Source organism: Kingella oralis, assembly GCF_014054985.1.
Classification (GTDB): domain Bacteria; phylum Pseudomonadota; class Gammaproteobacteria; order Burkholderiales; family Neisseriaceae; genus Kingella_B; species Kingella_B oralis.
Map to the genome: position 1 here is coordinate 2,191,246 of NZ_CP059569.1, position 21,494 is coordinate 2,212,739.

23 protein-coding genes are annotated in these 21,494 nt (G+C 55.7%); 12 read left to right on the top strand and 11 right to left on the bottom strand.

Features of this window, described 5'->3' with window-relative positions; all coding sequences use genetic code 11:
* Positions 1-38 precede the first annotated feature (38 nt).
* The 3 genes from H3L93_RS11805 to H3L93_RS11815 are packed head-to-tail and all read right to left on the bottom strand — an operon-like array spanning position 39 to position 1,783.
* Positions 39-875 carry a MurR/RpiR family transcriptional regulator gene (locus H3L93_RS11805; protein ID WP_040558816.1) on the bottom strand — a complete coding sequence of 279 codons (837 nt, stop codon included), beginning with the start codon at positions 873-875 and terminating at the stop codon, positions 39-41.
* Positions 876-904: 29 nt separating this feature from the next.
* Complete coding sequence (gene nudE / locus H3L93_RS11810) at positions 905-1,489, bottom strand: ADP compounds hydrolase NudE (protein ID WP_003795880.1); 585 nt, start codon at positions 1,487-1,489, stop codon at positions 905-907.
* A 51-nt stretch (positions 1,490-1,540) separates the two neighbouring features.
* Positions 1,541-1,783 (bottom strand): hypothetical protein, encoded by a 243-nt coding sequence (locus tag H3L93_RS11815; RefSeq protein ID WP_003795876.1) that lies wholly within the window; start codon positions 1,781-1,783, stop codon positions 1,541-1,543.
* Between the two features lie 337 nt (positions 1,784-2,120).
* Here H3L93_RS11815 and rho point away from each other — a divergent pair, with 337 nt between their 5' ends.
* A complete protein-coding gene (gene rho / locus H3L93_RS11820; protein ID WP_003795875.1) occupies positions 2,121-3,548 on the top strand; it encodes a transcription termination factor Rho in 1,428 nt (475 codons plus the stop codon).
* Between the two features lie 9 nt (positions 3,549-3,557).
* Entirely contained in the window at positions 3,558-4,202 is a 645-nt protein-coding gene (locus H3L93_RS11825) for an MBL fold metallo-hydrolase (protein WP_003795871.1), read from the top strand.
* Here the strand turns inward: H3L93_RS11825 and H3L93_RS11830 are convergent.
* The 3 genes from H3L93_RS11830 to H3L93_RS11840 all read right to left on the bottom strand — a co-directional run bounded on the left by H3L93_RS11830 (position 4,174) and on the right by H3L93_RS11840 (position 6,586).
* A complete protein-coding gene (locus tag H3L93_RS11830; protein WP_155803128.1) occupies positions 4,174-4,410 on the bottom strand; it encodes a hypothetical protein in 237 nt (78 codons plus the stop codon). The two genes, H3L93_RS11825 and H3L93_RS11830, sit on opposite strands and share 29 nt — an antisense overlap.
* The gene (locus H3L93_RS11835; protein ID WP_040558514.1) at positions 4,361-5,332 is read right to left on the bottom strand and encodes a cation diffusion facilitator family transporter; all 972 of its coding nucleotides are present in this window, start codon (positions 5,330-5,332) and stop codon (positions 4,361-4,363) included. The genes H3L93_RS11830 and H3L93_RS11835 overlap by 50 nt, the downstream gene beginning before the upstream one ends.
* 354 nt (positions 5,333-5,686) lie before the next feature.
* Positions 5,687-6,586, bottom strand: coding sequence for a LysR family transcriptional regulator (locus H3L93_RS11840; protein WP_003775711.1), 900 nt, complete (start codon positions 6,584-6,586; stop codon positions 5,687-5,689).
* A 179-nt stretch (positions 6,587-6,765) separates the two neighbouring features.
* On the opposite strand from H3L93_RS11840, the gene H3L93_RS11845 reads away from it, so the two are divergent.
* From H3L93_RS11845 to H3L93_RS11860, 4 genes are all read left to right on the top strand, one after another.
* Entirely contained in the window at positions 6,766-7,731 is a 966-nt protein-coding gene (locus tag H3L93_RS11845; protein WP_003795865.1) for a TIGR03571 family LLM class oxidoreductase, read from the top strand.
* Positions 7,732-7,805: 74 nt separating this feature from the next.
* Positions 7,806-7,979 (top strand): hypothetical protein, encoded by a 174-nt coding sequence (locus H3L93_RS11850; protein ID WP_003742239.1) that lies wholly within the window; start codon positions 7,806-7,808, stop codon positions 7,977-7,979.
* A gap of 3 nt (positions 7,980-7,982) precedes the next feature.
* Entirely contained in the window at positions 7,983-8,810 is an 828-nt protein-coding gene (locus H3L93_RS11855; RefSeq protein WP_003795862.1) for an MBL fold metallo-hydrolase, read from the top strand.
* Positions 8,811-9,028: 218 nt separating this feature from the next.
* Positions 9,029-10,132, top strand: a complete 1,104-nt coding sequence (locus tag H3L93_RS11860) for an NADH-dependent flavin oxidoreductase (protein WP_003795859.1) — start codon at positions 9,029-9,031, stop codon at positions 10,130-10,132.
* A gap of 183 nt (positions 10,133-10,315) precedes the next feature.
* On the opposite strand, the gene ftsY is transcribed toward H3L93_RS11860, so the two are convergent.
* Positions 10,316-11,944, bottom strand: a complete 1,629-nt coding sequence (gene ftsY, locus H3L93_RS11865) for a signal recognition particle-docking protein FtsY (protein WP_003795857.1) — start codon at positions 11,942-11,944, stop codon at positions 10,316-10,318.
* A gap of 224 nt (positions 11,945-12,168) precedes the next feature.
* On the opposite strand from ftsY, the gene H3L93_RS11870 reads away from it, so the two are divergent.
* The 5 genes from H3L93_RS11870 to H3L93_RS11890 all read left to right on the top strand — a co-directional run bounded on the left by H3L93_RS11870 (position 12,169) and on the right by H3L93_RS11890 (position 17,451).
* Entirely contained in the window at positions 12,169-12,639 is a 471-nt protein-coding gene (locus H3L93_RS11870) for a DUF2750 domain-containing protein (RefSeq protein WP_003795854.1), read from the top strand.
* A gap of 130 nt (positions 12,640-12,769) precedes the next feature.
* A complete protein-coding gene (locus tag H3L93_RS11875; protein WP_003795852.1) occupies positions 12,770-14,143 on the top strand; it encodes a DUF945 family protein in 1,374 nt (457 codons plus the stop codon).
* 566 nt (positions 14,144-14,709) lie between these two features.
* Entirely contained in the window at positions 14,710-15,294 is a 585-nt protein-coding gene (petA, locus tag H3L93_RS11880) for a ubiquinol-cytochrome c reductase iron-sulfur subunit (RefSeq protein ID WP_003795846.1), read from the top strand.
* Positions 15,295-15,306: 12 nt separating this feature from the next.
* A complete protein-coding gene (locus tag H3L93_RS11885) occupies positions 15,307-16,656 on the top strand; it encodes a cytochrome b (protein ID WP_003795844.1) in 1,350 nt (449 codons plus the stop codon).
* Between the two features lie 12 nt (positions 16,657-16,668).
* Positions 16,669-17,451: a cytochrome c1 gene (locus H3L93_RS11890; protein WP_003795842.1), complete on the top strand. Its 783-nt coding sequence runs from the start codon at positions 16,669-16,671 to the stop codon at positions 17,449-17,451.
* Between the two features lie 401 nt (positions 17,452-17,852).
* On the opposite strand, the gene H3L93_RS11895 is transcribed toward H3L93_RS11890, so the two are convergent.
* Positions 17,853-18,809, bottom strand: a complete 957-nt coding sequence (locus tag H3L93_RS11895) for an ATP-binding protein (RefSeq protein ID WP_003795840.1) — start codon at positions 18,807-18,809, stop codon at positions 17,853-17,855.
* Positions 18,806-19,513 carry a response regulator gene (locus tag H3L93_RS11900; RefSeq protein ID WP_003795836.1) on the bottom strand — a complete coding sequence of 236 codons (708 nt, stop codon included), beginning with the start codon at positions 19,511-19,513 and terminating at the stop codon, positions 18,806-18,808. The genes H3L93_RS11895 and H3L93_RS11900 overlap by 4 nt, the downstream gene beginning before the upstream one ends.
* Positions 19,514-19,881: 368 nt before the next feature.
* Between H3L93_RS11900 and H3L93_RS11905 the strand changes: the two genes are divergently transcribed.
* Entirely contained in the window at positions 19,882-20,499 is a 618-nt protein-coding gene (locus tag H3L93_RS11905) for an inner membrane CreD family protein (protein ID WP_155803126.1), read from the top strand.
* Between the two features lie 154 nt (positions 20,500-20,653).
* On the opposite strand, the gene H3L93_RS11910 is transcribed toward H3L93_RS11905, so the two are convergent.
* Positions 20,654-20,860, bottom strand: a complete 207-nt coding sequence (locus H3L93_RS11910; RefSeq protein ID WP_003795832.1) for a hypothetical protein — start codon at positions 20,858-20,860, stop codon at positions 20,654-20,656.
* A 2-nt stretch (positions 20,861-20,862) separates the two neighbouring features.
* Entirely contained in the window at positions 20,863-21,465 is a 603-nt protein-coding gene (locus tag H3L93_RS11915; protein ID WP_040558507.1) for a hypothetical protein, read from the bottom strand.
* Positions 21,466-21,494: the final 29 nt, after the last annotated feature.

A 21,494-nucleotide genomic window follows, 5' to 3' on the forward strand; every position in this document is an offset into this window, starting at 1 on the left:
CTGTTTCATCAGTAGGCAGCCTGAAACCATGCCGCGCATCAGTCGTGCACGCGGTGGCTCAAAATGCTGCGCTTGCCTTTTTCCAACTGCAACGAAGCGGTTTCGCCCAAGCGCAACGCCAAGCCAATCGCCAAGATGTCTATCACCGCCAGCTGCAACGAGCGCGACACCATCGGCGAATAACGGTGCGCGTCTTCCTGCGCCGCCAGCGCCAATTCGCAATCGGCAAACTGCGCCAGCGGGCTGCCCGCGCGGGTAATCACAATCACTTTCGCGCCGTTTTCCTTGGCAATGCTCACCGCATCCAAAAGCTCAATCGACGAGCCCGAATTGGAAATCACCACCAGCACATCCTGCGCCGTGAGCACCGCCGCCATCAGCTGGATATGCGTGTCCGAATACGCCACGGTAGACACGCCGAAGCGGAAAAACTTATGCTGCGCATCCTGCGCCACAATGCCCGAATTGCCCACGCCGTAAAACTCAATGCGCCGCGCGTGCGACAGCATGGCAATCGCGTTTTCCAGCTCGTTTTCGTCCAAACTGCGGCGGGCGCCGAGCAACGCGGCGGCGGTGTTGCCCAACACTTTTTCCATCACGTCGCCCATGTTGTCGTCGGTGTTCAATTCGGCGTGCACAAACGGCAAACCGTTTTGGCTGATGCTGGCAGAGAGCGCGAGTTTGAATTCAGGCAGCCCCTTGTAGCCCAAGCTACGGCAAAAACGAATCACCGTGGGCTGCGACACCTGCGCCTGCTCCGCGATTTCCGCCACCGCCGCGTGCACAAACCATTTGGGCTCCGACAGCGCGCATTCCGCCACCTTGCGCTCCGCGTTCGACAACGAATCCAAACTCTCACTAATCTTGCTTAACATGATGACCTCTTCCATTTGATTACAATCTGTCAGGCAGCCTGAAAAAGCTCAGGGCGCTTGCGCTGCAACAACATCAACGCCGCCAAGGTTTGCGAATTGCCCAGCGCCTCATCGTCAATCAGCGCGTTCAATTGCGCCAACGGCACGCGCACGGGCACCAGCGGCTCAGGCTCGTCGCCCTCCAATTTGGACGCGCGCAAATCCTCCGCGATAAAAACGTGCATCAGCCCGAACATATGGCTGGGCGACGAATACAGCGCACGCAGCGGGGTAAGTGTTGCCGCCGCCAGCCCGATTTCCTCCTGCAACTCGCGCCGCGCCGCCTGCTCGGGCGTTTCGCCCGCGTCAATCAAACCCTTCACGCAAGTTAATTCATACCGCTCGGGACCGACCGCATACTCGCGCACCATAATCAACTCGCCGTTTTCAACCGGCAGCACCATCACCGCCGGCTTGCGCGACGGCGTTAAACGCTCATACGTGCGCTCCGCCCCGTTGGCAAAGCGCAAATCCACTTCCTGCACTTCAAAAATGCGCGTTTTCGCCGCCTGTCGCACCGCCAGCACCTCGGGCTTTTGCTGCTCCCTATCCAAAAAATGCTCTAAAAAGCTCATTCTGTTTTCCCTTTGTTATCCGATTTCAGGCTGCCTGCTGTGTTTGGCGCGCTAGCGCCGCGCCTGAAACTCATCCAGCAATTCTTTCGCATAGCGCAACGACAAACCAAACCGCTGCCGTATCGCCACCAAATCATTGATGCGATTGCCCGACACATTCTGCCGCAGCCATTCGTGCGTTTTCGGATTGCTTTTCACGCTTTCATACAAAAACCGCGCCGACGACATACTGTTATTGCGCAGCCAAGCCAGCCACGCCGCGATAACCAACACAAGCCACAAAAATTTCCACATAACCCGCTCCCTAATATTTTCAGGCTGCCTTGTAATTTACAACATGACACACATCAAGCAGCCTGAAAGTTTGTTTCAACTACATTCTACTACACTTCACATTTGTTTACATAACCAGTTTGCCCCATCCTGCCCAACAAATTTTCAGGCTGCCCCAGCCCGATTTTTTACATTCGCCCAATTTGACAACACCCCCGCCCAGCCCCTAAAATCCGCGCGTTTCAAAGTTCTACGCCGTCTCAGGCACTTTTCCCATTACCCAATATTTTCAACCACGCGGCAGCGCAACCTCGTTTTTCAGGCTGCCCATCCTTTATTCACAAACAATCCCAACACCATGCACGTTACCGAACTCCAAACCAAACACATAACGGAACTCCTAGAACAAGCCGAAAGAATGGGCATTGACGGCGCAAACCGCTTGCGAAAACAAGACCTTGTTTTCCAAATTGTGCGCGAGCTGATTCAAAACGGGCAAGAATTCATCTGCTCGGGCACGCTGGAAGTGCTGCCCGATGGCTACGGCTTTTTACGCAACGCCGCCACATCCTATCTTGCCAACCCCGATGATATTTACGTTTCGCCGCAGCAAATTCGCCGTTTTAATTTGCACACGGGCGACACCATTGAAGGCACCGTGCGCGTGCCCAAAAACGATGAAAAATACTTCGCGCTGGTGCGGCTAGACAGCGTGAACGGCGACCACCCCGAAAGCAGTCGCCATAAAATTTTGTTTGAAAACCTTACCCCGCTGTTCCCCAATCGCCAGCTTAAATTGGAGCGCGATAATCAATCCAGCGAAAACATCACGGGGCGGATTATCGACCTGATTTCTCCCATCGGTTTCGGGCAACGCGCCTTGCTGGTTGCGCCGCCCAAAACAGGCAAAACTGTGATGCTGCAAAACATCGCCCACGCCATCACCGCCAATTATCCCGATGCCGAACTGATTGTGCTGCTGATTGACGAGCGCCCCGAAGAAGTAACCGAAATGCTGCGTTCGGTGCGCGGCGAAGTGGTGGCTTCCACCTTTGATGAGCCCGCGCAATGCCATGTGCAAGTAGCCGAAATGGTGATTGAAAAAGCCAAGCGCATGGTGGAACACAAAAAAGACGTGATTATTCTGCTGGACAGCATCACCCGCCTTGCCCGCGCGTATAACACTGTGGTGCCGATGTCGGGCAAAGTGCTTACAGGTGGCGTGGATGCGCACGCGCTGCATCGCCCCAAACGCTTCTTTGGCGCGGCGCGCAACGTGGAAGAAGGCGGCTCGCTCACCATCATCGCCACCGCGCTGGTGGAAACAGGCAGCCGCATGGACGATGTGATTTTTGAAGAATTTAAAGGCACGGGCAACATGGAACTCAGCCTAGACCGCCGCCTTGCCGAAAAGCGCGTATTCCCCGCCATCAACATCAACAAATCGGGCACGCGCCGCGAAGAGTTAATCGTCCCCGCCGACCAATTGCAACGGATGTGGATGCTGCGCCGCGTAATTCATCCGATGGACGATGTGGAAGCTGCGGAATTTTTGTTAGACAAAATCAAGCAAACCAAAAACAACGCCGACTTTTTTGACCTGATGCGCGGCAGCAATAACGCAGGCAAAAGCCATGCCGCCAATCATGCAAACAATGGCAACACCAGCAACGCCGCCCAAGGCAGCCTGAAAACCACCGCGCCCACCGCCGCGCAGCAAAACAGCAGCGAAACCACCAACCTGCCCCGCCGCCGCGGCCGCCCGCGCAAAAATCCCCTTGCCTAAGGAGCGCTTATGGCATTGCAAATTCAAATCATGCCCGTAACCGCGTTTCGCCAAAACTGCTCGCTGCTGTGGGACGATGAAACGCGCGATGCGGTGTTGGTAGACGTGGGCGGCGATGCCGAACATCTGCTCGCCGAAGTGAACAAACGCAGCCTGAAACTGAACGCCATCTGGCTCACGCACGGGCATCTTGACCACGCAGGCGGCGTGCCCATGCTGTTGGAACGGCAAAATGTGCCCGTTATCGGGCCGCATCCTGATGACCAATTTTTGCTGGATGCGCTGCCTGAAACCACCGCGTCTTACGGCTTTCCCGTTTGCCCTGTGTTTGCGCCCACGCGCTGGCTGCACGATGGCGATACGCTGAGCGTTGGGCAATTCACGTTTCAAGTGTTGCACATTCCTGGGCATACTCCGGGGCAAGTGGTGTTTTACTGCGCCGCCGCCAAGCTGCTGCTGGCGGGCGATGTGTTGTTTTACGAGAGCATCGGACGCACCGATTTTCCGCGCGGCAATCATCAGGATTTGCTGGACAACATCCGCAACAAACTTTTCAGGCTGCCGAACGACACGCTCGTTATCCCCGGCCACGCCCGCACCACCACCATCGGGCATGAAAAACAGTTCAACCCGTATGTGGGCGAGGCAGCCTGAAACCTGAAAACGGTCGGCGAAACCCTTTGCCGCGCTTTGCCCGCCAATGCGGATTGCACACCCATTCGCCCACACAAAAGGCAGCCTGAAAGCCATTGTATGCTTTCAGGCTGCCTTTTATGCTGCAAACGGCTTTGCCTAACCGCCGCCCCTTGGTTTCAATGCCGCTGCCCGTGTTCGTGATGATGCCCGTGCGCCTCGCTTTCATCGCCGTTGCAATACAAATCCTCGCCGTGCTGATGGTTTTGCGCGTCCAGCTGCAAGGTAACGTGCGCGATGCCTTTGGCTTGGATTAAGCGCTCCACCGCTTGACGCACGCTTTGCGCTTCGCCAACGGTCATGCCGCCGTCCAACACCAGATGGGCGGAAAACAGATGGCGGTTGCTGGTGAGCGTCCACACATGCAAATCGTGCACGCCCAACACCTGTGGCACGGCGCGGATTTCGTCCGCTAGCGCGGCTTGGTCTATATGTTGGGGCGCGCCTTGCATCAAAATATGCAGGGTGTTTTTCAGCACGCCCAGCCCGCTGTGTGCAATCAGCAGCGACACCAGCAGGCTCACAATCGGATCCGCCAGTTTCCAGCCAAACGCCATCAGCAGCAACGCCGCCACAATCGCGCCCAGCGAGCCGAGCAAATCGCCGAGAACGTGTAAATACGCGCTTTTCATGTTGAGATTGCCTTCGGTGTCGCTGTGGCGCAGCATATACCACGCCACCACCATGTTCACCAGCAGCCCCAGCACGCTCACCGCCAGCATCCCTGCGCCTGCGATTTCGGGCGGCTGCTTAAAGCGCTCCACCGCTTCAATAATAATGAACACGGCGATGGCAATCAGCGTGAGCCCGTTGAACAGCGCAAACAAAATCTCCGCCCGCTTGTAGCCAAAGGTTTGGCGGGCGTTCACGGCTTTTTCGCCAAATTTAAACGCCACCAGCGCCAAGCCCAGCGCTAGCGCATCGGAAAACATATGCCCTGCATCCGAAAGCAGCGCCAGCGAGCCTGTTAGCAGCCCGCCGATGATTTCCACCAGCATATAGCCTGCGATGATGACAAAAGATACCGCCAGCACTTTTTTGTTGGAAGTGTGAACATGGCTGTGGTCGTTGTGATGATGTGCTGCGCTCATGGGTGGCTCCTGATGGAGGTGATGGATGGGGGGAGTTTAAAGGGTGGCGGGGCGATGGGGAAGTTTTTTGCGTTTTGGGGGGGGATTGGGTAGGTGGTTTGGGGTGAGATGATGATGCGCGGTGGTTGCGATTGTTGGTATTGGTGCAAACGATTAGCATGGCGGATGCGCAAAAGGCAGCCTGAAAATCAAAAACGCCGTCTGAAAATCCCAAAGCAGATTTTCAGACGGCGTATGTTTGAATTCCCCGTTTTTCAGGCTACCTTTGCTGGCTTTGGCTGACGGTTGGGCAAACTGCTGCGTTCAAATGTTTGCGGCAGCCTGAAACGGGTTTTCAGGCTGCTTTTTCCGTTTTCAGACGGCCTTCCCCCACGCTTCCCCCATCATATCCACCAACGCCCGCACTTTGGGCGAGAGCTGTTTGCGGCTGGGGTACACCGCCATCACGGGCACGGGTTTGGGTTGGAAATCGGATAAAACGCTTTTCAGGCTGCCTGCATCGAGGGCGGTTTGCACCAGATAATGCGGCAGCTGCACGATGCCGAATGCGGACAGCGCGAGTTCCAGCAGGGCTTCGCCGTTGTCGGCGCTGAAGCGTCCGCTGCCTTGGAAGGTGGTTTCTTTGCCTTTTTGCTGGAAACGCCAGCGGCTGACGCGGCCGCCGTGTAGGAAATGCAGGCATTGGTGGTGTGCCAAATCGTCGGGGCTTTGCGGCGTGCCGTGTTGAACGAGATAGCCTGGGGCGGCGCAGGTGAGCATTTGCTGGCTGCCGACGGTGCGGGCGATCAGGCTGTCGAATTGGGGCGGGTTGCCGTTGCGCAGAGCGAGATCGTAGCCGTCTGAAATCAGGTCGGCGTAGTCGTCGGTGAGTGAGAGTTCGACGCTGGTTTGCGGATAGCGGTGGAGAAAATCCGCCAACAGCGGCGGCAAGATGGTTTTGCCCAACACCAGCGGCGCGCTGATTTTCAGACGGCCTTGCGGCTCGATGCTGCGTTGGGCAAGGCATTGCTCGGCGTTTTCCAGCTCTTCCAACACGGCGGTGCAGCGTTCGTAAAACAGCCGCCCTTCGTCGGTGGGCGCAAGGTTGCGCGTATTGCGCTGCAAAAGGCGCACGTTCAACCGCGCTTCAAGGCGGACGATGCGTTTACCGATGGTGGAACGCGTGAGCCCGAGTTGTTTGGCGGCGGCGGTAAACGAGCCGCTTTTTACGCTGGCGACAAAGGCGGTCATATCGTTGAGATTGTTGAGTTCCATAAATTTTTCTTGCGCAGATCGGGCATTTATGCCCGACAAATACAGGTAAATTTAAAAACGTCGGGCATCAATGCCCGACCTACATTTGGTATTTTCTTGCCCGAGATTAGGGAAGCACATTCCCGAATAAAACAAATATACTTCATCCCGTGCAAAAACACATCACAAGGAGCAAAAAAATGACTGCGCTGAAATTACCCGAACGCCTGCAAAACCATCGCGGTTTCGCCCGCACTTTCCAACCGGGCAAACTCACATTGGGCCTGATTGCGCCATTCAAAGGCTATCCCGACAGCCCCGTGCCCGAAATGGACGACTTCGCCACCGTGATAAAAGCCGCCGACCAAAGCGGCATTGCCACGCTGTGGGTGCGCGATGTGCCGTTTTACGACCCGAGTTTTGGCGATGTCGCGCAGATTTACGACCCGTCGGTAACGCTGGGTTATCTCGCCGCGCTCACCCAAAACGTTGCGCTCGGCTCGGCGGGTTATGTTTCGCCCCTGCGCGAGCCGATTCTCACCGCCAAAGAAGCCGCATCGGCGGAACAAATCAGCGGCGGCCGCTTCCTGCTCGGCTTGGCCAGCGGCGACCGTCCCACCGAATACCCCGCCTTTGCCGCCGATTTCAACAACCGCGCCGAACGCTACCGCGAAGCGTGGCAAATCATCCGCCGCCTGACGCAGGAAAAATTCCCCGCGTTCAATAGCGAACACTACGGCAGATTCAGCGGCAATTTGGACTTGGTGCCCAAACCCGCACACGGTTTGCCGATGCTCGCCATTGGCCGCGCCCGCCAAGAGCTGGAATGGATTGCCCGCGAAAGCGACGCATGGATTTGGTACGGCATCGCCCCCGAAAAACTGGGCGACATCGTCAACACGCTCAAAGAATTGGGCGACGGCGAAACCTGGAAACCCTTTGGCGTGGCGAATTTCGTCGAACTCTTGGAAGACCCCAACGCCCCCGCCGAGTTCTATAACAACATCTACCTGCGCGGCGGCGCCAAAAGCATCGTCGAATTCTGGCAAAAACAGCAAGCCGACGGCGTGGCGCACATCACCGTCAACCTGAAACCCACACGGCGCGGCGCGCTGGAAACCATTCAGGATTTCGCCGAAAACGTGATGCCGCATTTTGCGGTGTGAGATTTGGGGGTTTCAGGCAACCTGAAACGCCGTCTGAAACCCCATTCCCTTTATTTTTGAACAAGGATAAAACCATGAAAAAACTCAACACACTTTTTGCCGCCACTTTGCTGGTTGCCGCCTTTTCCGCCCACGCCGCGCCTGCTTACACACCTGCGCCCAATCAGGTCAAACAAGTCAAAACCCAAGCCCCTGGCTATTTTCGCCAAATGGTCGGCGATTTTGAAGTAACCGCGCTGTATGACTGATTTTTGTCTACCGACCCCAAATTGTTCCAACCATACAGCCAACGCTCGCTTGATGATTTGAACAAAATACTAAACGACAATTTCCGCTTACGCGAAGCAGACGGCGGCGTGAATACCGCTGTGATTGGTTTTTTAGTGAACACGGGTAACAATTTGATTTTGCTGGATGCCGGTGTGGGCGGCGTGGACATCATGGGCAAAAACGCAGGACGACTGGTGGACAGCCTAAAAGCCGCAGGTTATCGCCCCGAGCAAATCGATTTGCTGATTCCTACCCATATGCACTTTGACCACATCAGCGGACTTACGCGCAACGGCAAACGCGTTTTCCCAAACGCCACGCTGCTATTGGCGGCGCAAGAAAAAGGCTTTTGGCTGGATAAAAACATCAACGAATTGCCCGAACCTGTACGCGGCTTGGCAACGCTGGCGCGTGAAGCCGTAGCGCCTTATGCCAAAGCAGGTAAAGTGCGTTTTTATCAGAGTGGCGAAGAAGTCGTACCCGGAATGCGCTCGCGCCCCAGCCCCGGTCATACGCCTGGGCACAATGGCATCGAGTTCACTTCAAAAGGACAAACCATGCTGGTGTGGGGCGATTTGATGCACAACCACACACTGCAAATGCTTGATCCCGAAATCGCCATTGAGTTTGACAGCGACCCCAAACAGGCACGCGCCAGCCGCCAAGCCGCGCTCAAAGATGCCGCCACACGTAAAATCTGGATAGCTGGCGCACACATGCCCTTCCTCGGCATCGGACACATCCGTGCCGAAAGCAACGGCAGCTACACTTGGCTGCCTGCCGAATACGACCCGATTGAAAGACGCTAAACGTTTTCAGGCTGCCTGAAATGCTAAACGCCGTCTGAATCCATTTTTCAGACGGCATTTTTTCCCATAAAGAACGGTGGATTTTGTAAAAGTTTTTTGCTTTACCACTTCGTTACGCAGGCAGCCTGAAACCTTGTTCACGCGCTTGCCCAAACCAACAAACGCCGTCTGAACCCGTTTTTCAGACGGCATTCAATCAAATAAATAAGGAGTCAAAAATGAACCCGCGTTACGCCCCGATGTTTGCGCCGTACACCCTCAACAACGGCGTGGCAATCAAAAACCGCTTTGTCGTCGCGCCGCTGACGATTTACGAATCCGATGCCAACGGCGGGCTGACCGACGCCGCCCGTAATTTCTGGCGCGACCGTTTTCGCGGCTTCGGGCTGTTTGTGATGCCGTTTACCAATGTGCATCCGACCGGCATCGGTTTCCCGTCGCCCAACGCTTTTGATGCAAGCCACCTGCCCACCCTGCGCGAATACGCCGCCATTTCGCACGGACAAGGCGCGAAAATCGTCGCCCAAATCGCCCACGCAGGCGGCCGCGCCAATCCGCTAATGACGCGCGGACTCGGCGCCGTCGCCCCCAGCGGCTACGGGCGCGTGCGCGAAATGAGCGGCGCCGAAGTGGCGCAAATGGTGCAGCACTTCGCCCGCGCTGCCGAACTCGCACTCGACGCAGGCTTGGACGGCGTGGAAATCCACGGCGCAAACGGCTGGCTGATTCAGCAATTCGTCTCCGCCGCCACCAATCTGCGCCAAGACCAATGGGGCGGCAGCCGCGAAAACCGCTTCCGTTTCCCACTCGCCGTCATCGACGCGATTGACGAAATGCGCCGCCGCAAAAACCGCCCCGACTTCATCATCGGCTACCGCTTCTCGCCTGAAGAACCTGGCGCAGACGGCTTAACGATGGCGGACACGCTCGCGCTGGTGGACGCGCTCGCTGCCAAACCGCTGCAATACCTGCACGTTTCGCTGTGGGATTTCTACAAAAAAGCGCGCCGCGACGGCAACGACGAATACCGTATGAAACTCATCCACCAGCGGATTAACGGGCGTTTACCCTTTATCGGCGTGGGCAAACTCTACACCGCCGACGACATCGCCCAAGCCTGGGAAACGGGCTGGGCGGAATTCATCGCGCTGGGCAAAACCGTGATGCTCAACCCCGATTTGATCGAGCTGATAGCAAACGGCCGCGAAGCCGAGATTCACACGCATTTTGACTGGCAGCAAACCGACCGTTACCGCTACACGCCCGCGATGCTCGCCGGCACGCGGCAGGGGATGGGCTTTTATCCGCCGGCGAAGGGGTGAACAACGACAGGTCGGGCATCAATATCCGACCTGCAAACTTAAACAACAAGGCAGCCTGAAACCCAAAATACGGTTTTCAGGCTGCCGCAATCTCAACACACAACATCCATTCCACACACCAACAAAAAAGCAGCCTGAAAACGAATAATCCGTTTTCAGGCTGCCTTTTGGCGTGCGGGCGGTTTAATCCAGCAGCGCGTCCACAAAATCTTTGGCGTTAAACGGGCGCAAATCGTCGATGCTTTCGCCCACGCCGATATAGCGCACGGGGATGGCGCGGCTGCTTGCCAGCGCCGCCAGCACGCCGCCTTTGGCTGTGCCGTCCAGCTTGGTTACGATTAAGCCGGTTACGCCCAGCGCGTCGTCAAAAGCGACCACTTGGTTCACCGCGTTTTGCCCGATGTTGGCATCCAGCACCACAATGATTTCATGCGGCGCATCGGGCAAGGATTTTTGCAACACGCGCTTCACTTTTTTGATTTCTTCCATCAGGTGCAACTGCGTGGGCAGCCGCCCTGCGGTGTCGGCAAGCACGATGTCGATTTGGCGCGCCTTGGCGGCTTCCACCGCGTCAAAACACACCGCCGCGCTGTCGCCTTTGGCTTGCGAAATCACGGTAACGCCGTTGCGTTCGCCCCATTCTTGCAGCTGCTCGCGGGCGGCGGCGCGGAAGGTGTCGCCCGCCGCCAGAATCACCGATTTGCCCTGCGCTTGGAAATATTTGGCGAGCTTGCCGATGGAGGTGGTTTTGCCCGCGCCGTTGATGCCCGCCAGCATAATCACAAACGGCGCGCCGTTTTCGGGGATGGCGAGCGGCTGTTCCAGCGGTTTGAGCAGGTCGTACACCGCGTCTTTCAGGGCTTGGCGCAATTCGTTGCCGTCTTTGAGCCCTTTGAGCGACACGCGGTCGCGCACTTCGCGCATCAGCTGCTCGGTGGCTTCAATGCCCATGTCGCTGGTGAGCAGCACGGTTTCCAGCTCTTCGTACAAGTCTTCGTCTATCTGCCCGCCGCCGAACACGCCTGCCAGCGATTTGGCCATGTGGTTGCGCGATTTGGTCAGGCCTTGCTTCAAACGGCTTGCCCAGCCGGGCTTGGTTTCAGGTTCGGTTTCGTGTGTTTCAGGCTGCCGAACGGGTGCGGTTTCGGCGGCGGCTGATTCGCTTGCAACGGTTTCAGGCTGCGTTTCGCTTGGTGCTGATGCGGTTTCGGGCTGCGTTGGCTCGGCCGCGCCTGCCCAGCTGTTGGGCTTGTCGACAACGGCGGCCATCGTCCAGTTGCGAACGGGCGGTTCGTTTGGGTTGGGTTGCAACGCGTCGGGTTTGGATTCGGGCTGCGTTGGGGATTGGGTTGGCTCGGTTGGGTGGTTGGCTTCGGTTTCAGGCTGCGTGACAGGGTTTTCAGGCTGCCCTTGTGCCACCTTTTCAGCGGCTGCATTTGCGGTTGTGCCGTCGGTTTCATTTTCGGGGGCGGCGGGCGACGGCTCTGCGTTTTCAGGCTGCGCTTGCGCTGCGGGTTCTGGTTCTGCCGTTTCAACGCTTGCGCTTTCGTTTGCCGAGGCTTCGGGTTGCGCGCTGTGTTCTGTTGCCTGCGCTGCTACGGGTTCTGCGGTCTGTTCTGCGGTTTCGGCCGCTGTGTTTTCAGGCTGCGTGTCGCTTGTGTTGGGCTCGGCTGCCGTGGCTGGGGCAGCGGTGCGGTCGGCGGGCACATTTTCCGCAGCCGTCGGTGTGTTGTTTTGTTCGTTTTCAGGCCGCGTTTGGGTTTCGGGTGCCGGGGTTTTTGATTTAAACAGTTTGTTAAAAAAGCCTAGCATGGAAGTGTCTCGTTCGGGTTGGTAAATGGGGGGCGATTGTACCCGATTTCAGGCTGCCCAGCGGTTGATTTGTGCAAATTTGCCGCTTGCGCCGCGGGCGGGAAAACGGGTTTTCAGGCTGCCTGATATTTTGCGCGCACCTCTCTTTACCCACCTGATGCAATCCAGTATATTCCGAGCGTTTCAGCCGTTTTCAGGCTGCCAACCATCACAAGGAAACCCCCGTGCTGCAAAACACCGCCACTCTGGAAAAACGCTATCAGCAATTCATCCAAACCATTTGCCAAAACGAGCAGGTTTTCGCGCTCAAATTGCCGCAGCAAGACCAATACGCCTTCCTGCCCTCCGCCCACGAAGAATACGAGGATGGCGAACCCGTTGGCGTGGTGTGCTTTTGGTCATCCGCCGCCCGCGCCCGCGATTGTTGCCGCGAGGAATGGGCGGATTATGAAATCGCCGCGTTTGGCTTGGCGGAATTTTTGGAAAGCTGGTGCTTGATGTTGGCGGGCGATGGCTTGCTGATTGGCGCAGAGCTAGACCGCAATTTGTTTGGCTGGGAAGCCGAGCCTGTTGATGTGTTGCTGGATGCGCTGGATGAATTTGAACGCATTGGCAAAGACATTCCGCGGCAATATTTTGACAACATCATCACCCTTTTGGAGCGCGAATCGCGGCAGATTTTAGAAGACGATTAGGCAGGCTTGCCCCTTTGTCCAAATCTTTAAAGGGGTTTGCCGCAGCGCAAGGCTGAAAACGCTGTTTACCCGACTTTCAGGCTGCCTAATCACCCGCCAAACCATTTAACCCACCACAAGGAAACCGCAAATGAACAAAAAAACCCTGATAGCCGGCGCAGTCGGCATCGCGCTCGTTGGCGCAGTCGGCGGCAACATCGTGGCCGGCAAAAAACTGGAAAGCGCGTATCACAACAGCTTTAACGTGCAAGACAAACGCTTTAAAGTGAACGTGTCCGAATTCAACATGGGCATGCTATCGGGCAGCGCAAAATGGACGGGCGAAATCACCGCCGATTTGTGCCACCCCGAATACCGCCCCGTTTTCCGTAGCGAAGACACCATCACCCGCGGCTTAACGGGCTACACCGTCGTTTCCAAAATCTACGCCCAAAACCCCGACAGCCCAAAAGAAACCCATCTGTTTGACATCCGCAGCCAAACCACATGGAGCGGCAATATCGACAGCGAAATCACCATCCCCGCCAACTCGTTCACCGAAAACAGCGGCACGCTTGCATGGGAACCCATCACCGCCGCGTTCACGCTCAAAAACGGCAAAGACGGCAGGGAAGTGCACAACCTGAAAATCAACATCCCCGGCATCACGCTCAAAGACCCGAAATTTAACGGCGCCATCAAAAACGCCAGCTACCAAGCCGACCGGCTCACCTTCGCCATGCTCGCATCAGGCAAAGCCGGCGGCAAAGTGGAATCCGTTACCTTTTCCATGGCAGGCAGCAACCCCTTTGAAATGAGCCTGAACAATTTGGAAAGCAGCGCCGATGTGGCAATCCAAAACGGCAAACTGGTGTACACCAGCAGCAGCAAATTGGGCGATCTCAGCCTGCAAGGCAATCCGCAGCAACACGTTAAGCTGGAACAAATCCGCTACAACCTGAGCATGAAAGACCTGGATGCCAAAGCCTTTGAAATTCTGGCTGACTTGTTTAAAGCGCAAAGCCAGCGCTGCGTGCCTGCTGCCGAAAGCGAAAAAGCCTTCCAAGATTTTCTCAAAGCGCTGTTGCAATCGGGCGGCACGTTTGAATCCAAAGACAACCAAATCGTGCTCAACGGCAGCAAAGCCACCATGCAATGGGAAAGCAGCTTCCCCGCCAATGTTGTCAGCGAAAAAATGACGGACGAGCAAGCCCAAGAGCTGTTGAAACAGACCAAAGCCCAAGGCGAAGTGCGCATTGACAAAAAATTCATCCGCGAAGGCTACAAAGCCTTTATGAACATCAGCGGCACGCCTATTGACGATGCCCAACTTGAACAAGCCGTGCAGAGTTTTGAAAAAGGCATACTGGAACTCAACAACAGCGAATTCAAAGACGCCGTGCAAGCCAAAGCGGATGGCGGGCAGCTGGTGATTACGCTGACCAAAGAAGCCGGCAAACTGCCCGCCTCGCTTGAAAAAACCATGCGCGACAAAGCGCGCACGGCATCTGAGATGGCGCAGTAAGTGATGCCGTAGCGCGCAAAGCGGGATTTTTTCCTAAATAAAAGGCAGCCTGAAAATGAGAATGTTTATTTTCAGGCTGCTTTTTCTGTTTTCGGCCGGTTGGGGCAGCCTGAAACGCGGTTTGCCTGAAACGCAGTTTGAGATTGTGGTTGATTTGAAGTTTGTGAATGGGTGGTTGCTTATATCCCCGTGTGGTGGGGCTGATTTGTTAATGTAACCAAAATCCAACGGTGGGAAACGGCTCCATCCCAAAACACTTTGGCAGGCTTCTTATACCCTAGGCAAACAAACCCGGCAGCACAACACGGATGCAGCCGCAAAACCATTTTGCAACAACTCAAAAAAAGCCGTGCCTGCCGCACAATTTGCTACGCCGCCCTAAACCCAAGGCAGCCTGAAACCCGCATGCTTAAACAATCTTAACCTATCTTAAAAAACAGCTTCAATCTCCCCCATAAAATCGGTTAAAATCCCCACGTTTAAAAGCACTTTTTTAACACTCCAAGCGCGAAAAGCAACATTGCATTACACGTTGCCCACCGCGCCGAAATCTTGGAATAAAAAAAATGGATAATAAAGAAATAAATCAAGGACGCCGCCGCTTTCTATCGCTTGCCACCGCCGGGGCAGGCGCAGTTGCCGCCGCAGGGGTGGCAACACCACTTGTGGCAAGCTGGTTTCCGTCTGAAAAGGCAAAAGCCGCAGGTGCTGCTGTTGAAGTGGACATCAGCAAAATTGAATCCGGGCAAATGATTACCGCCGAATGGCGCGGCAAACCGATTTTCGTGTTAAACCGCACCGAACAGCAGGTTAAAGACTTGCCCTCGTTGGATGGCCAATTAGCCGACCCCAAATCCAATGCCGACCAGCAGCCTGAAAACTGCAAAAACCCCACGCGCTCGCTCAAACCCAACCTTTGGGTGGCCGTGGGCATTTGCACGCATTTAGGCTGCTCGCCCACATTCCGCCCCGATGTGGGCGCGGCAGACTTGGGCGGCGGAAGCTGGAAAGGCGGCTTTTTCTGCCCTTGCCACGGTTCCAAATTTGACCTCGCAGGACGCGTGTATGCAGGCGTTCCCGCGCCCACCAATTTGGTTATCCCGCCATATAAATACATCAACGACAACGTCGTTTTGATTGGCGAAAGTTAATAGGGGTACATCATGTCAAACCAACAAACAAGCAAAACCAAAGCCTTATTAAACTGGGTGGACGCGCGTTTTCCATTGACCAAACTTTGGAACGACCACGTCGGGCAATACTACGCACCCAAAAACTTCAATTTCTGGTATTACTTCGGTTCGCTCGCCCTGCTCGTTTTGGTAATTCAAATCGTCAGCGGCATTTTCCTGACCATGAACTTCAAACCGGACGGCACCACCAACGCCTACAACCTCCCCGTGGCGTTCACCGCCGTGGAATACATCATGCGCGACGTATCGGGCGGCTGGATTATCCGTTATATGCACTCCACCGGCGCGTCGTTCTTCTTTATCGTGGTGTATCTGCATATGTTCCGCGGGCTGATTTACGGCTCATACAAAAAACCGCGCGAATTGGTGTGGATATTCGGCTCGCTCATCTTCCTCGCCTTGATGGCGGAAGCCTTTATGGGCTACTTGCTGCCTTGGGGGCAAATGTCGTTTTGGGGCGCGCAAGTGATTATTAACTTGTTTAGCGCGATTCCCGTGATTGGTCCGGATTTGTCCACCTGGATTCGCGGCGACTTCAACGTATCTGATGCCACGCTTAACCGCTTCTTTGCGCTGCACGTGATTGCCGTACCTTTGGTATTGCTCGGCTTGGTAGTTGCCCACTTAATCGCCCTGCACGAAGTCGGCTCAAACAACCCCGATGGCGTAGAAATCAAAAAACTGAAAGATGAAAACGGCATCCCGCTCGACGGCATCCCGTTCCATCCTTACTACACCGTGAAAGACATCTTGGGCGTTGCCGTGTTCCTTATCGTGTTCTGCTCCGTGTTGTTCTTTGCGCCTGAAGGCGGCGGCTACTTCTTAGAAGCGCCGAACTTTGACCCGGCCAACCCGATGGTAACGCCCGCGCACATCGCGCCCGTGTGGTATTTCACGCCGTTCTACGCCATTTTGCGCGCCATTCCTTCGTTTGCCGGCACGCAAGTTTGGGGCGTAATCGGCATGGGTGGTGCGGTGATTTTGATTGCGCTGCTGCCTTGGCTTGACCGTGGCGAAGTGAAATCCGTTCGCTATCGCGGTCCGATTTTCAAAACCGCACTGGTGTTGTTTATCATCGCCTTTATCGGCTTGGGCATTTTGGGGGCGCAAGTGGCAACCGACACGCGCACCCTGCTCGCCCGCATTTTCTCTATCGTTTACTTCGCATTCTTCTTGGGCATGCCGTTCTACACCAAGCTGGACAAAAACAAACCTGTTCCGGAACGTGTAACCATGAGCACGACGAAGCAAAAAATCATGTTCTTCGTTTACGTCGGCATCACATTGGTGTGCGCGTATCTGTTTGCAACTAACGTTTAAAGGGCAGAGAAAATGAAATCTACATTCAAAAAAACTTTGGCTGCCCTGTTGTTGGCAGCACCCATTATGGCTGGCGCATCGGGCGGCGGGCATTATCCCCACGTTGAGCTTGACCCGCGCGATCAAGTGAGCTTGCAACGCGGCGCACAAATTTTTGTGAACAACTGTCTCTCTTGCCACTCTGCGGCTGCCATGCGTTTTAACCGCTTGAAAGACATCGGTTTGACCGAAGACCAAATCAAAGCCAATCTGATGTTTACCACCGATAAAGTGGGCGATGTGATGCATGCGCACATGAAACCTGAGGATGCGAAAAAATGGTTTGGCACCGTGCCGCCTGATTTGACGCTGATTGCGCGCTCGCGCGGCAACGACTACATCTACGCCTATCTGCGCGGCTTCTACAAAGACCCGACGCGCCCAACGGGCTGGAACAACACGGTGCTGCCCAACGCCGCGATGCCGCACGTTTTGGCTGCCGAGCAAGGCATCCAAGCGGTGAAACTGGATGCCAAGGGGCAGCCGGTGATGAAAAAAGACGCGCACGGCAAGCTGGTGCCTGATTTGCAGTGGGAAAGCGCAGGCAAGCTCACGCGGTTCAGCAAAGACGGTAAGTTTATTGAAACCGACTACAACAACTATGCCCGTGATTTGACCAACTTTATGGCGTATATGGCGGAGCCTGCCCAAGTGCAGCGCAAACAAATCGGCTATATCGTGCTGATGTTCTTGCTGGCGGTGCTGTTGCCGTTGTCGTATTTCTTGAAGAAAGAATATTGGAAAGACGTGCATTAACATTGCGCCGATAGACCATAGATAGGCAGCCTGAAAACGGGGTTTCTCGTTTTCAGGCTGCCTTTTTGGTTTTTGGGCGTGGCGCGTGGGTGTGGTTTCAGGCTGCTATGGTTGGGTTGCGGCAGCCTGAAACACAGTTTAATGCAGCTAAAAATACGTTGGCGGCTGTGCTTCGATAAACCTTCGTGATGCGTTTACCTTTGCGCCTTATCGCGGCGCGGGCGCAAAGGTTGGGCAGCCTGAAAACGGTTGCTCGCGCTGGCTACGGCTTGCTTGCAAGCCGTGTACGGGCGAAAGGGATTTTCAGGCTGCCTGAATGTGGGCGGGCATGGGGATGGATGGAAATAGGCAGCCTGAAAAAGGAGTTTCTCCGTTTTCAGGCTGCCTTTTGTTGCATGGGCTTAGGGGCATTCGTGGGCAAAGATAAGGCTGGCGCGCACGCCGTGGCTTTGGTTTTGCAACGCCAGCCTGCCGCCGTGCAGACGCATGATTTCGGCAACGAAGCTCAGCCCCAAGCCGCTGCTGCGCCTGCCGTTGGCGCGGGGGAGCGAGTAGAAGCGTTGCGGGATTTTGGCGAGGGCGTAGTCGGGGATGGGGTCGCCTTGGTTGTCGATGTGCAGTGCGGTGGCGGTAAGGCTGATGCGGATGGTGGTGTGCGGGGCGGCGAAGTCTAGGGCGTTGGCGAGCAGGTTGTGGATGGCTTGGCGCAGGAGGATGGGGTCGCCTTGCAGAACAGGTTGGGCGATGGCGTTGAATTGTAGCGCGAGGTGTTTGGCTTGGGCGGCGGGCTGGTGCTCTTGGATGGCTTGTTGGCACAGAGAGGCGAGCGGCACGGGTTGGATGGCGGCAAGCTGGTCGCTGTTTTCCAGTCGAGCGAGTTCTAATAACTTGGCGATGAGCTGTTGCTGGTTTTGGGTGTTGCGGATGATGCGGGCAACCAGTTGGTGTTGCTCGAGGGTGAGCGGGCTGTCTTGCAGCAGTTCCAGCGCGGCGGCTTGGGCGGTGAGCGGGGTTTTGAGTTCGTGGGTGAGCCCGAGGATGTAGTCTTCTATGTGTTGTCGGTGGTTGAGTTCTTGGCGCAGGTGGGCGATGGCGTGGACTAGTCGGTAGAGATAGCTGTCGCCGAATTGGGGCTGGATGGCGGTGCGGTTGGCTGCCATGGCTTCGGCGTAGCGGCGGATGCGGTTGATGCTGCGGGCGAGCCAGTAGGCAAGGCTGACCAGCAGAACGAGGGTGGCGGCGATGTGGGCTTGGATATGGGGGCTTTGGTTGAGCCATGCGTGGGCGGTGAGCAGGGTGCTGATACCCAGCAGGATGAAAAACAGGCGCAGGCTGATGTTTTTGAAATATTTGCTCATTGGAAGCTGTATCCGATGCCGTGGTGGGTGTGTATGCAGGCGGGGTCTATTTGGGCGTTGCGCAGTTTTTGGCGCAGGGCGCGGATGTGGGTGTTGATGGTGTGGGGGTCGGAGGGGTGGTTGCTGCCAAACATGGCGGTGAGCAGTTCTTCGCGGGTGTACACGCGCTGGGGGTGGGCGATGAGGGTGCGCAGTAGGCGGTATTCGCCGAGGGTGAGGGGGAGGGCTTGCCCTTGGTGGCGGATGCAGTGGGCTTGGGTGTCGTCTTGCCATTGTTGCCATTGGGCTTGTGGTGGATTGGGGTTGGGCTCGTTTTGGCTGCACTCGTTTTCAGGCTGCCTTTGGGTGCGGCGCAGCAGGGCTTTGATGCGGGCGTTGAGTTCGCGCGGGCTGAACGGTTTGCCGATGTAGTCGTCTGCGCCGAGTTCCAGCCCGAGGATGCGGTCGGTTTCTTCGTCTTGGGCGGTGAGCATGATAACGGGCAGGCTGGGATGTTGGTGGCGCAGGGTTTTGAGGTAGTCAAAGCCGTTGATGTCGGGCAAGCCTACGTCTAGCAGCAGTAGGTCGTAGGCTTCGCGGGCGAGATGCTGGCCGGCGGCTTGGGCGGTGGGGGCGATTTGGCTGGTGTGGCAGTCGCGCTTGAGGGCGATGGCGATGATTTCGGCGATTTCGGCTTCGTCTTCTAGGATAAGGATGTGGGGCATGGCGGTTGGGGGATGGAGTGGAACGGGGGGATTCAGGCTAAAACCTTTGCGGGGTTTCTGAGGCAGCCTGAAATCTAGAATGGCGGGGTGAGGGCTTGTCGTTAAATGGCGGATTTAATCAAACTTTATTGGTTGCCAAGATGTCGGCAAGCCGCCGACGCTGCATTGGTTGCGGATTTGGCTTTGCAATGGTTTTCAGGCTGCCTATTATGATGCGTGCAACGCGGGAATTTTATCTCACAACGCAATCTTCATAAATTCTTGATAACTTGTTCACAAGATTTTGATGTTGGTTTTGCATAATGGCCGGGTGTTCAATTAAGGCAGCCTGAAATGACGATTACGGGCTGCGGTATCGGAGTTTGATGATGGCAAATAAGCTATGGAGCATTTTGGGCTTGTGCGTGGTGTTTTCTATTGTGCTGATGTTTATTCACAGCTTGGCGGTGCAGCGGGATTATTATCATTCGAGCGCGCTGCTGGGTTCGCTGGATTATCAGATGATTATCCGCAGCATGAAATATGGGATGGTGTTGGTGATTATGGTGTTTAGCGCGTTCTTTTTGAGCGAGGTGTTGCAGGATTGGCGCATTCATCCGATGCAGTATTTGCTAGTGGGCTCGGCGTTGTCGATGTTTTATTTGCTGCTGTTGTCGTTTGCGGAGCATATCGGCTTTGTGGCGGCTTATGTGTTGGGCGCGGCGGCGTGCATCGGCTTGCTGTGGTGGTATTTGCAGTTTGTGCTGGCGAATTGGCAGGGGGTTAATTTGATGGTGGGTTTGCTGTGTTTGGCGTATGGCACGATGTTTGTGCTGCTGCGGATGCAGGAATATAACTTGCTGGTGGGCTCTTGCCTGCTGTTTGCCACGCTGTTTGCGGTGATGTATTGCACGCGCCATGTGGATTGGTATGCGCTAGGGGAAAAGAAGGAGCGCGAAGTGAACGCCACGAAGCGGTTTCGTGCGGGGCGCGGGATGATTGATTGAACGGATGAAAGGCAGCCTGCGTAGCAAAGCGGAGTTGCGAAGCTAAAACGGGAAATCGTTTTCAACCTTCGCTGCGCTGCGGTATACCCCTTTATACCCAAATCAAAGATTTGGACAAAGGGGTAAGTCTGCCTTTGACTTATGGCTAACGGGATTACAGCCGAATGCCGGCTTTGCGGGCGTTGATGCAGTTGGCAATTTTGCCTTCGGTTGCCATGTCTTGCCCCGAATAATAATGGGCGCAATCTTGGCGAATTTTTTCTAGCTGCGCACGATAGGCGGGGCTGGCACTGATGTCGGCTGTGCTGGTGCAGGCGGCAAGCAGCAGGCTGCCGGTTGCCATCAATAAAATGTTTTTCATGCTTATTCCTTGTTTTGGGCGGGCGGGTTGGTTAAATCGTCTTGGGTTTGCGCGATGATTTGGGCAAGGTTGGCATCGTTTTGGGCGAGCGCGTTAAGCTCTTTGCCGTAGCCATCGGCAACCAAGCAGCGGATATTGGCTTCATACACCAATTCTCGGGCGGCCAAATCGATTTTCGGGTTTTGCGCGGTTTGGTCGCGACAGGCGGAATAAGCGTTATCCAGCGCTTTTAACCGCGCCTGCTGCTTTTCCCAGCCCAGACGGGCTTTTAATTCTGCGGTGTTGCGTTGCAAACAAGCCTCTTCGCCTTCCAACGGGCGGCATTGCAGTTGGATGTTGGCGGCGGGCGGCAGATTGGCTTGCGCCAAATCGTTGGCGGCGGCGGCAATGCTGTCGGGGTTGTTTTGAATCATGCTGCCCACCATGCTCATGCCGTTTTGCAGGCTGTGCTCATATTGCCCCGCCAGAAATTTGGTCAGCACCTGCTGCCCGGGGCGTATCACCAGCTGGTCCACGGCCACTTGGTAAACGGTGGTGCCGGCAATGGCGGTGCATAGCCCGCCGATGGTGGCGATGATGCCTTTTTTTCTGCTGCTTTCGCTCATGGGGTTTCCTTTGAGTGTTTTCAGGCTGC

What these genes read in the sequence shown, in the direction of transcription:
- ftsY (WP_003795857.1), bottom strand. Translation starts at nt 11,944, where the DNA reads ATGCTAGGCTTTTTTAACAAACTGTTTAAATCAAAAACCCCGGCACCC.
- H3L93_RS11905 (WP_155803126.1), top strand. Translation starts at nt 19,882, where the DNA reads ATGGCAAATAAGCTATGGAGCATTTTGGGCTTGTGCGTGGTGTTTTCT.
- rho (WP_003795875.1), top strand. Translation starts at nt 2,121, where the DNA reads ATGCACGTTACCGAACTCCAAACCAAACACATAACGGAACTCCTAGAA.
- H3L93_RS11825 (WP_003795871.1), top strand. Translation starts at nt 3,558, where the DNA reads ATGGCATTGCAAATTCAAATCATGCCCGTAACCGCGTTTCGCCAAAAC.
- petA (WP_003795846.1), top strand. Translation starts at nt 14,710, where the DNA reads ATGGATAATAAAGAAATAAATCAAGGACGCCGCCGCTTTCTATCGCTT.
- H3L93_RS11845 (WP_003795865.1), top strand. Translation starts at nt 6,766, where the DNA reads ATGACTGCGCTGAAATTACCCGAACGCCTGCAAAACCATCGCGGTTTC.
- H3L93_RS11815 (WP_003795876.1), bottom strand. Translation starts at nt 1,783, where the DNA reads ATGTGGAAATTTTTGTGGCTTGTGTTGGTTATCGCGGCGTGGCTGGCT.
- H3L93_RS11835 (WP_040558514.1), bottom strand. Translation starts at nt 5,332, where the DNA reads ATGAGCGCAGCACATCATCACAACGACCACAGCCATGTTCACACTTCC.
- H3L93_RS11805 (WP_040558816.1), bottom strand. Translation starts at nt 875, where the DNA reads ATGTTAAGCAAGATTAGTGAGAGTTTGGATTCGTTGTCGAACGCGGAG.
- H3L93_RS11915 (WP_040558507.1), bottom strand. Translation starts at nt 21,465, where the DNA reads ATGAGCGAAAGCAGCAGAAAAAAAGGCATCATCGCCACCATCGGCGGG.
- H3L93_RS11910 (WP_003795832.1), bottom strand. Translation starts at nt 20,860, where the DNA reads ATGAAAAACATTTTATTGATGGCAACCGGCAGCCTGCTGCTTGCCGCC.
- H3L93_RS11885 (WP_003795844.1), top strand. Translation starts at nt 15,307, where the DNA reads ATGTCAAACCAACAAACAAGCAAAACCAAAGCCTTATTAAACTGGGTG.
- H3L93_RS11830 (WP_155803128.1), bottom strand. Translation starts at nt 4,410, where the DNA reads ATGAAAGCGAGGCGCACGGGCATCATCACGAACACGGGCAGCGGCATT.
- H3L93_RS11840 (WP_003775711.1), bottom strand. Translation starts at nt 6,586, where the DNA reads ATGGAACTCAACAATCTCAACGATATGACCGCCTTTGTCGCCAGCGTA.
- H3L93_RS11860 (WP_003795859.1), top strand. Translation starts at nt 9,029, where the DNA reads ATGAACCCGCGTTACGCCCCGATGTTTGCGCCGTACACCCTCAACAAC.
- H3L93_RS11875 (WP_003795852.1), top strand. Translation starts at nt 12,770, where the DNA reads ATGAACAAAAAAACCCTGATAGCCGGCGCAGTCGGCATCGCGCTCGTT.
- H3L93_RS11890 (WP_003795842.1), top strand. Translation starts at nt 16,669, where the DNA reads ATGAAATCTACATTCAAAAAAACTTTGGCTGCCCTGTTGTTGGCAGCA.
- nudE (WP_003795880.1), bottom strand. Translation starts at nt 1,489, where the DNA reads ATGAGCTTTTTAGAGCATTTTTTGGATAGGGAGCAGCAAAAGCCCGAG.
- H3L93_RS11900 (WP_003795836.1), bottom strand. Translation starts at nt 19,513, where the DNA reads ATGCCCCACATCCTTATCCTAGAAGACGAAGCCGAAATCGCCGAAATC.
- H3L93_RS11850 (WP_003742239.1), top strand. Translation starts at nt 7,806, where the DNA reads ATGAAAAAACTCAACACACTTTTTGCCGCCACTTTGCTGGTTGCCGCC.
- H3L93_RS11895 (WP_003795840.1), bottom strand. Translation starts at nt 18,809, where the DNA reads ATGAGCAAATATTTCAAAAACATCAGCCTGCGCCTGTTTTTCATCCTG.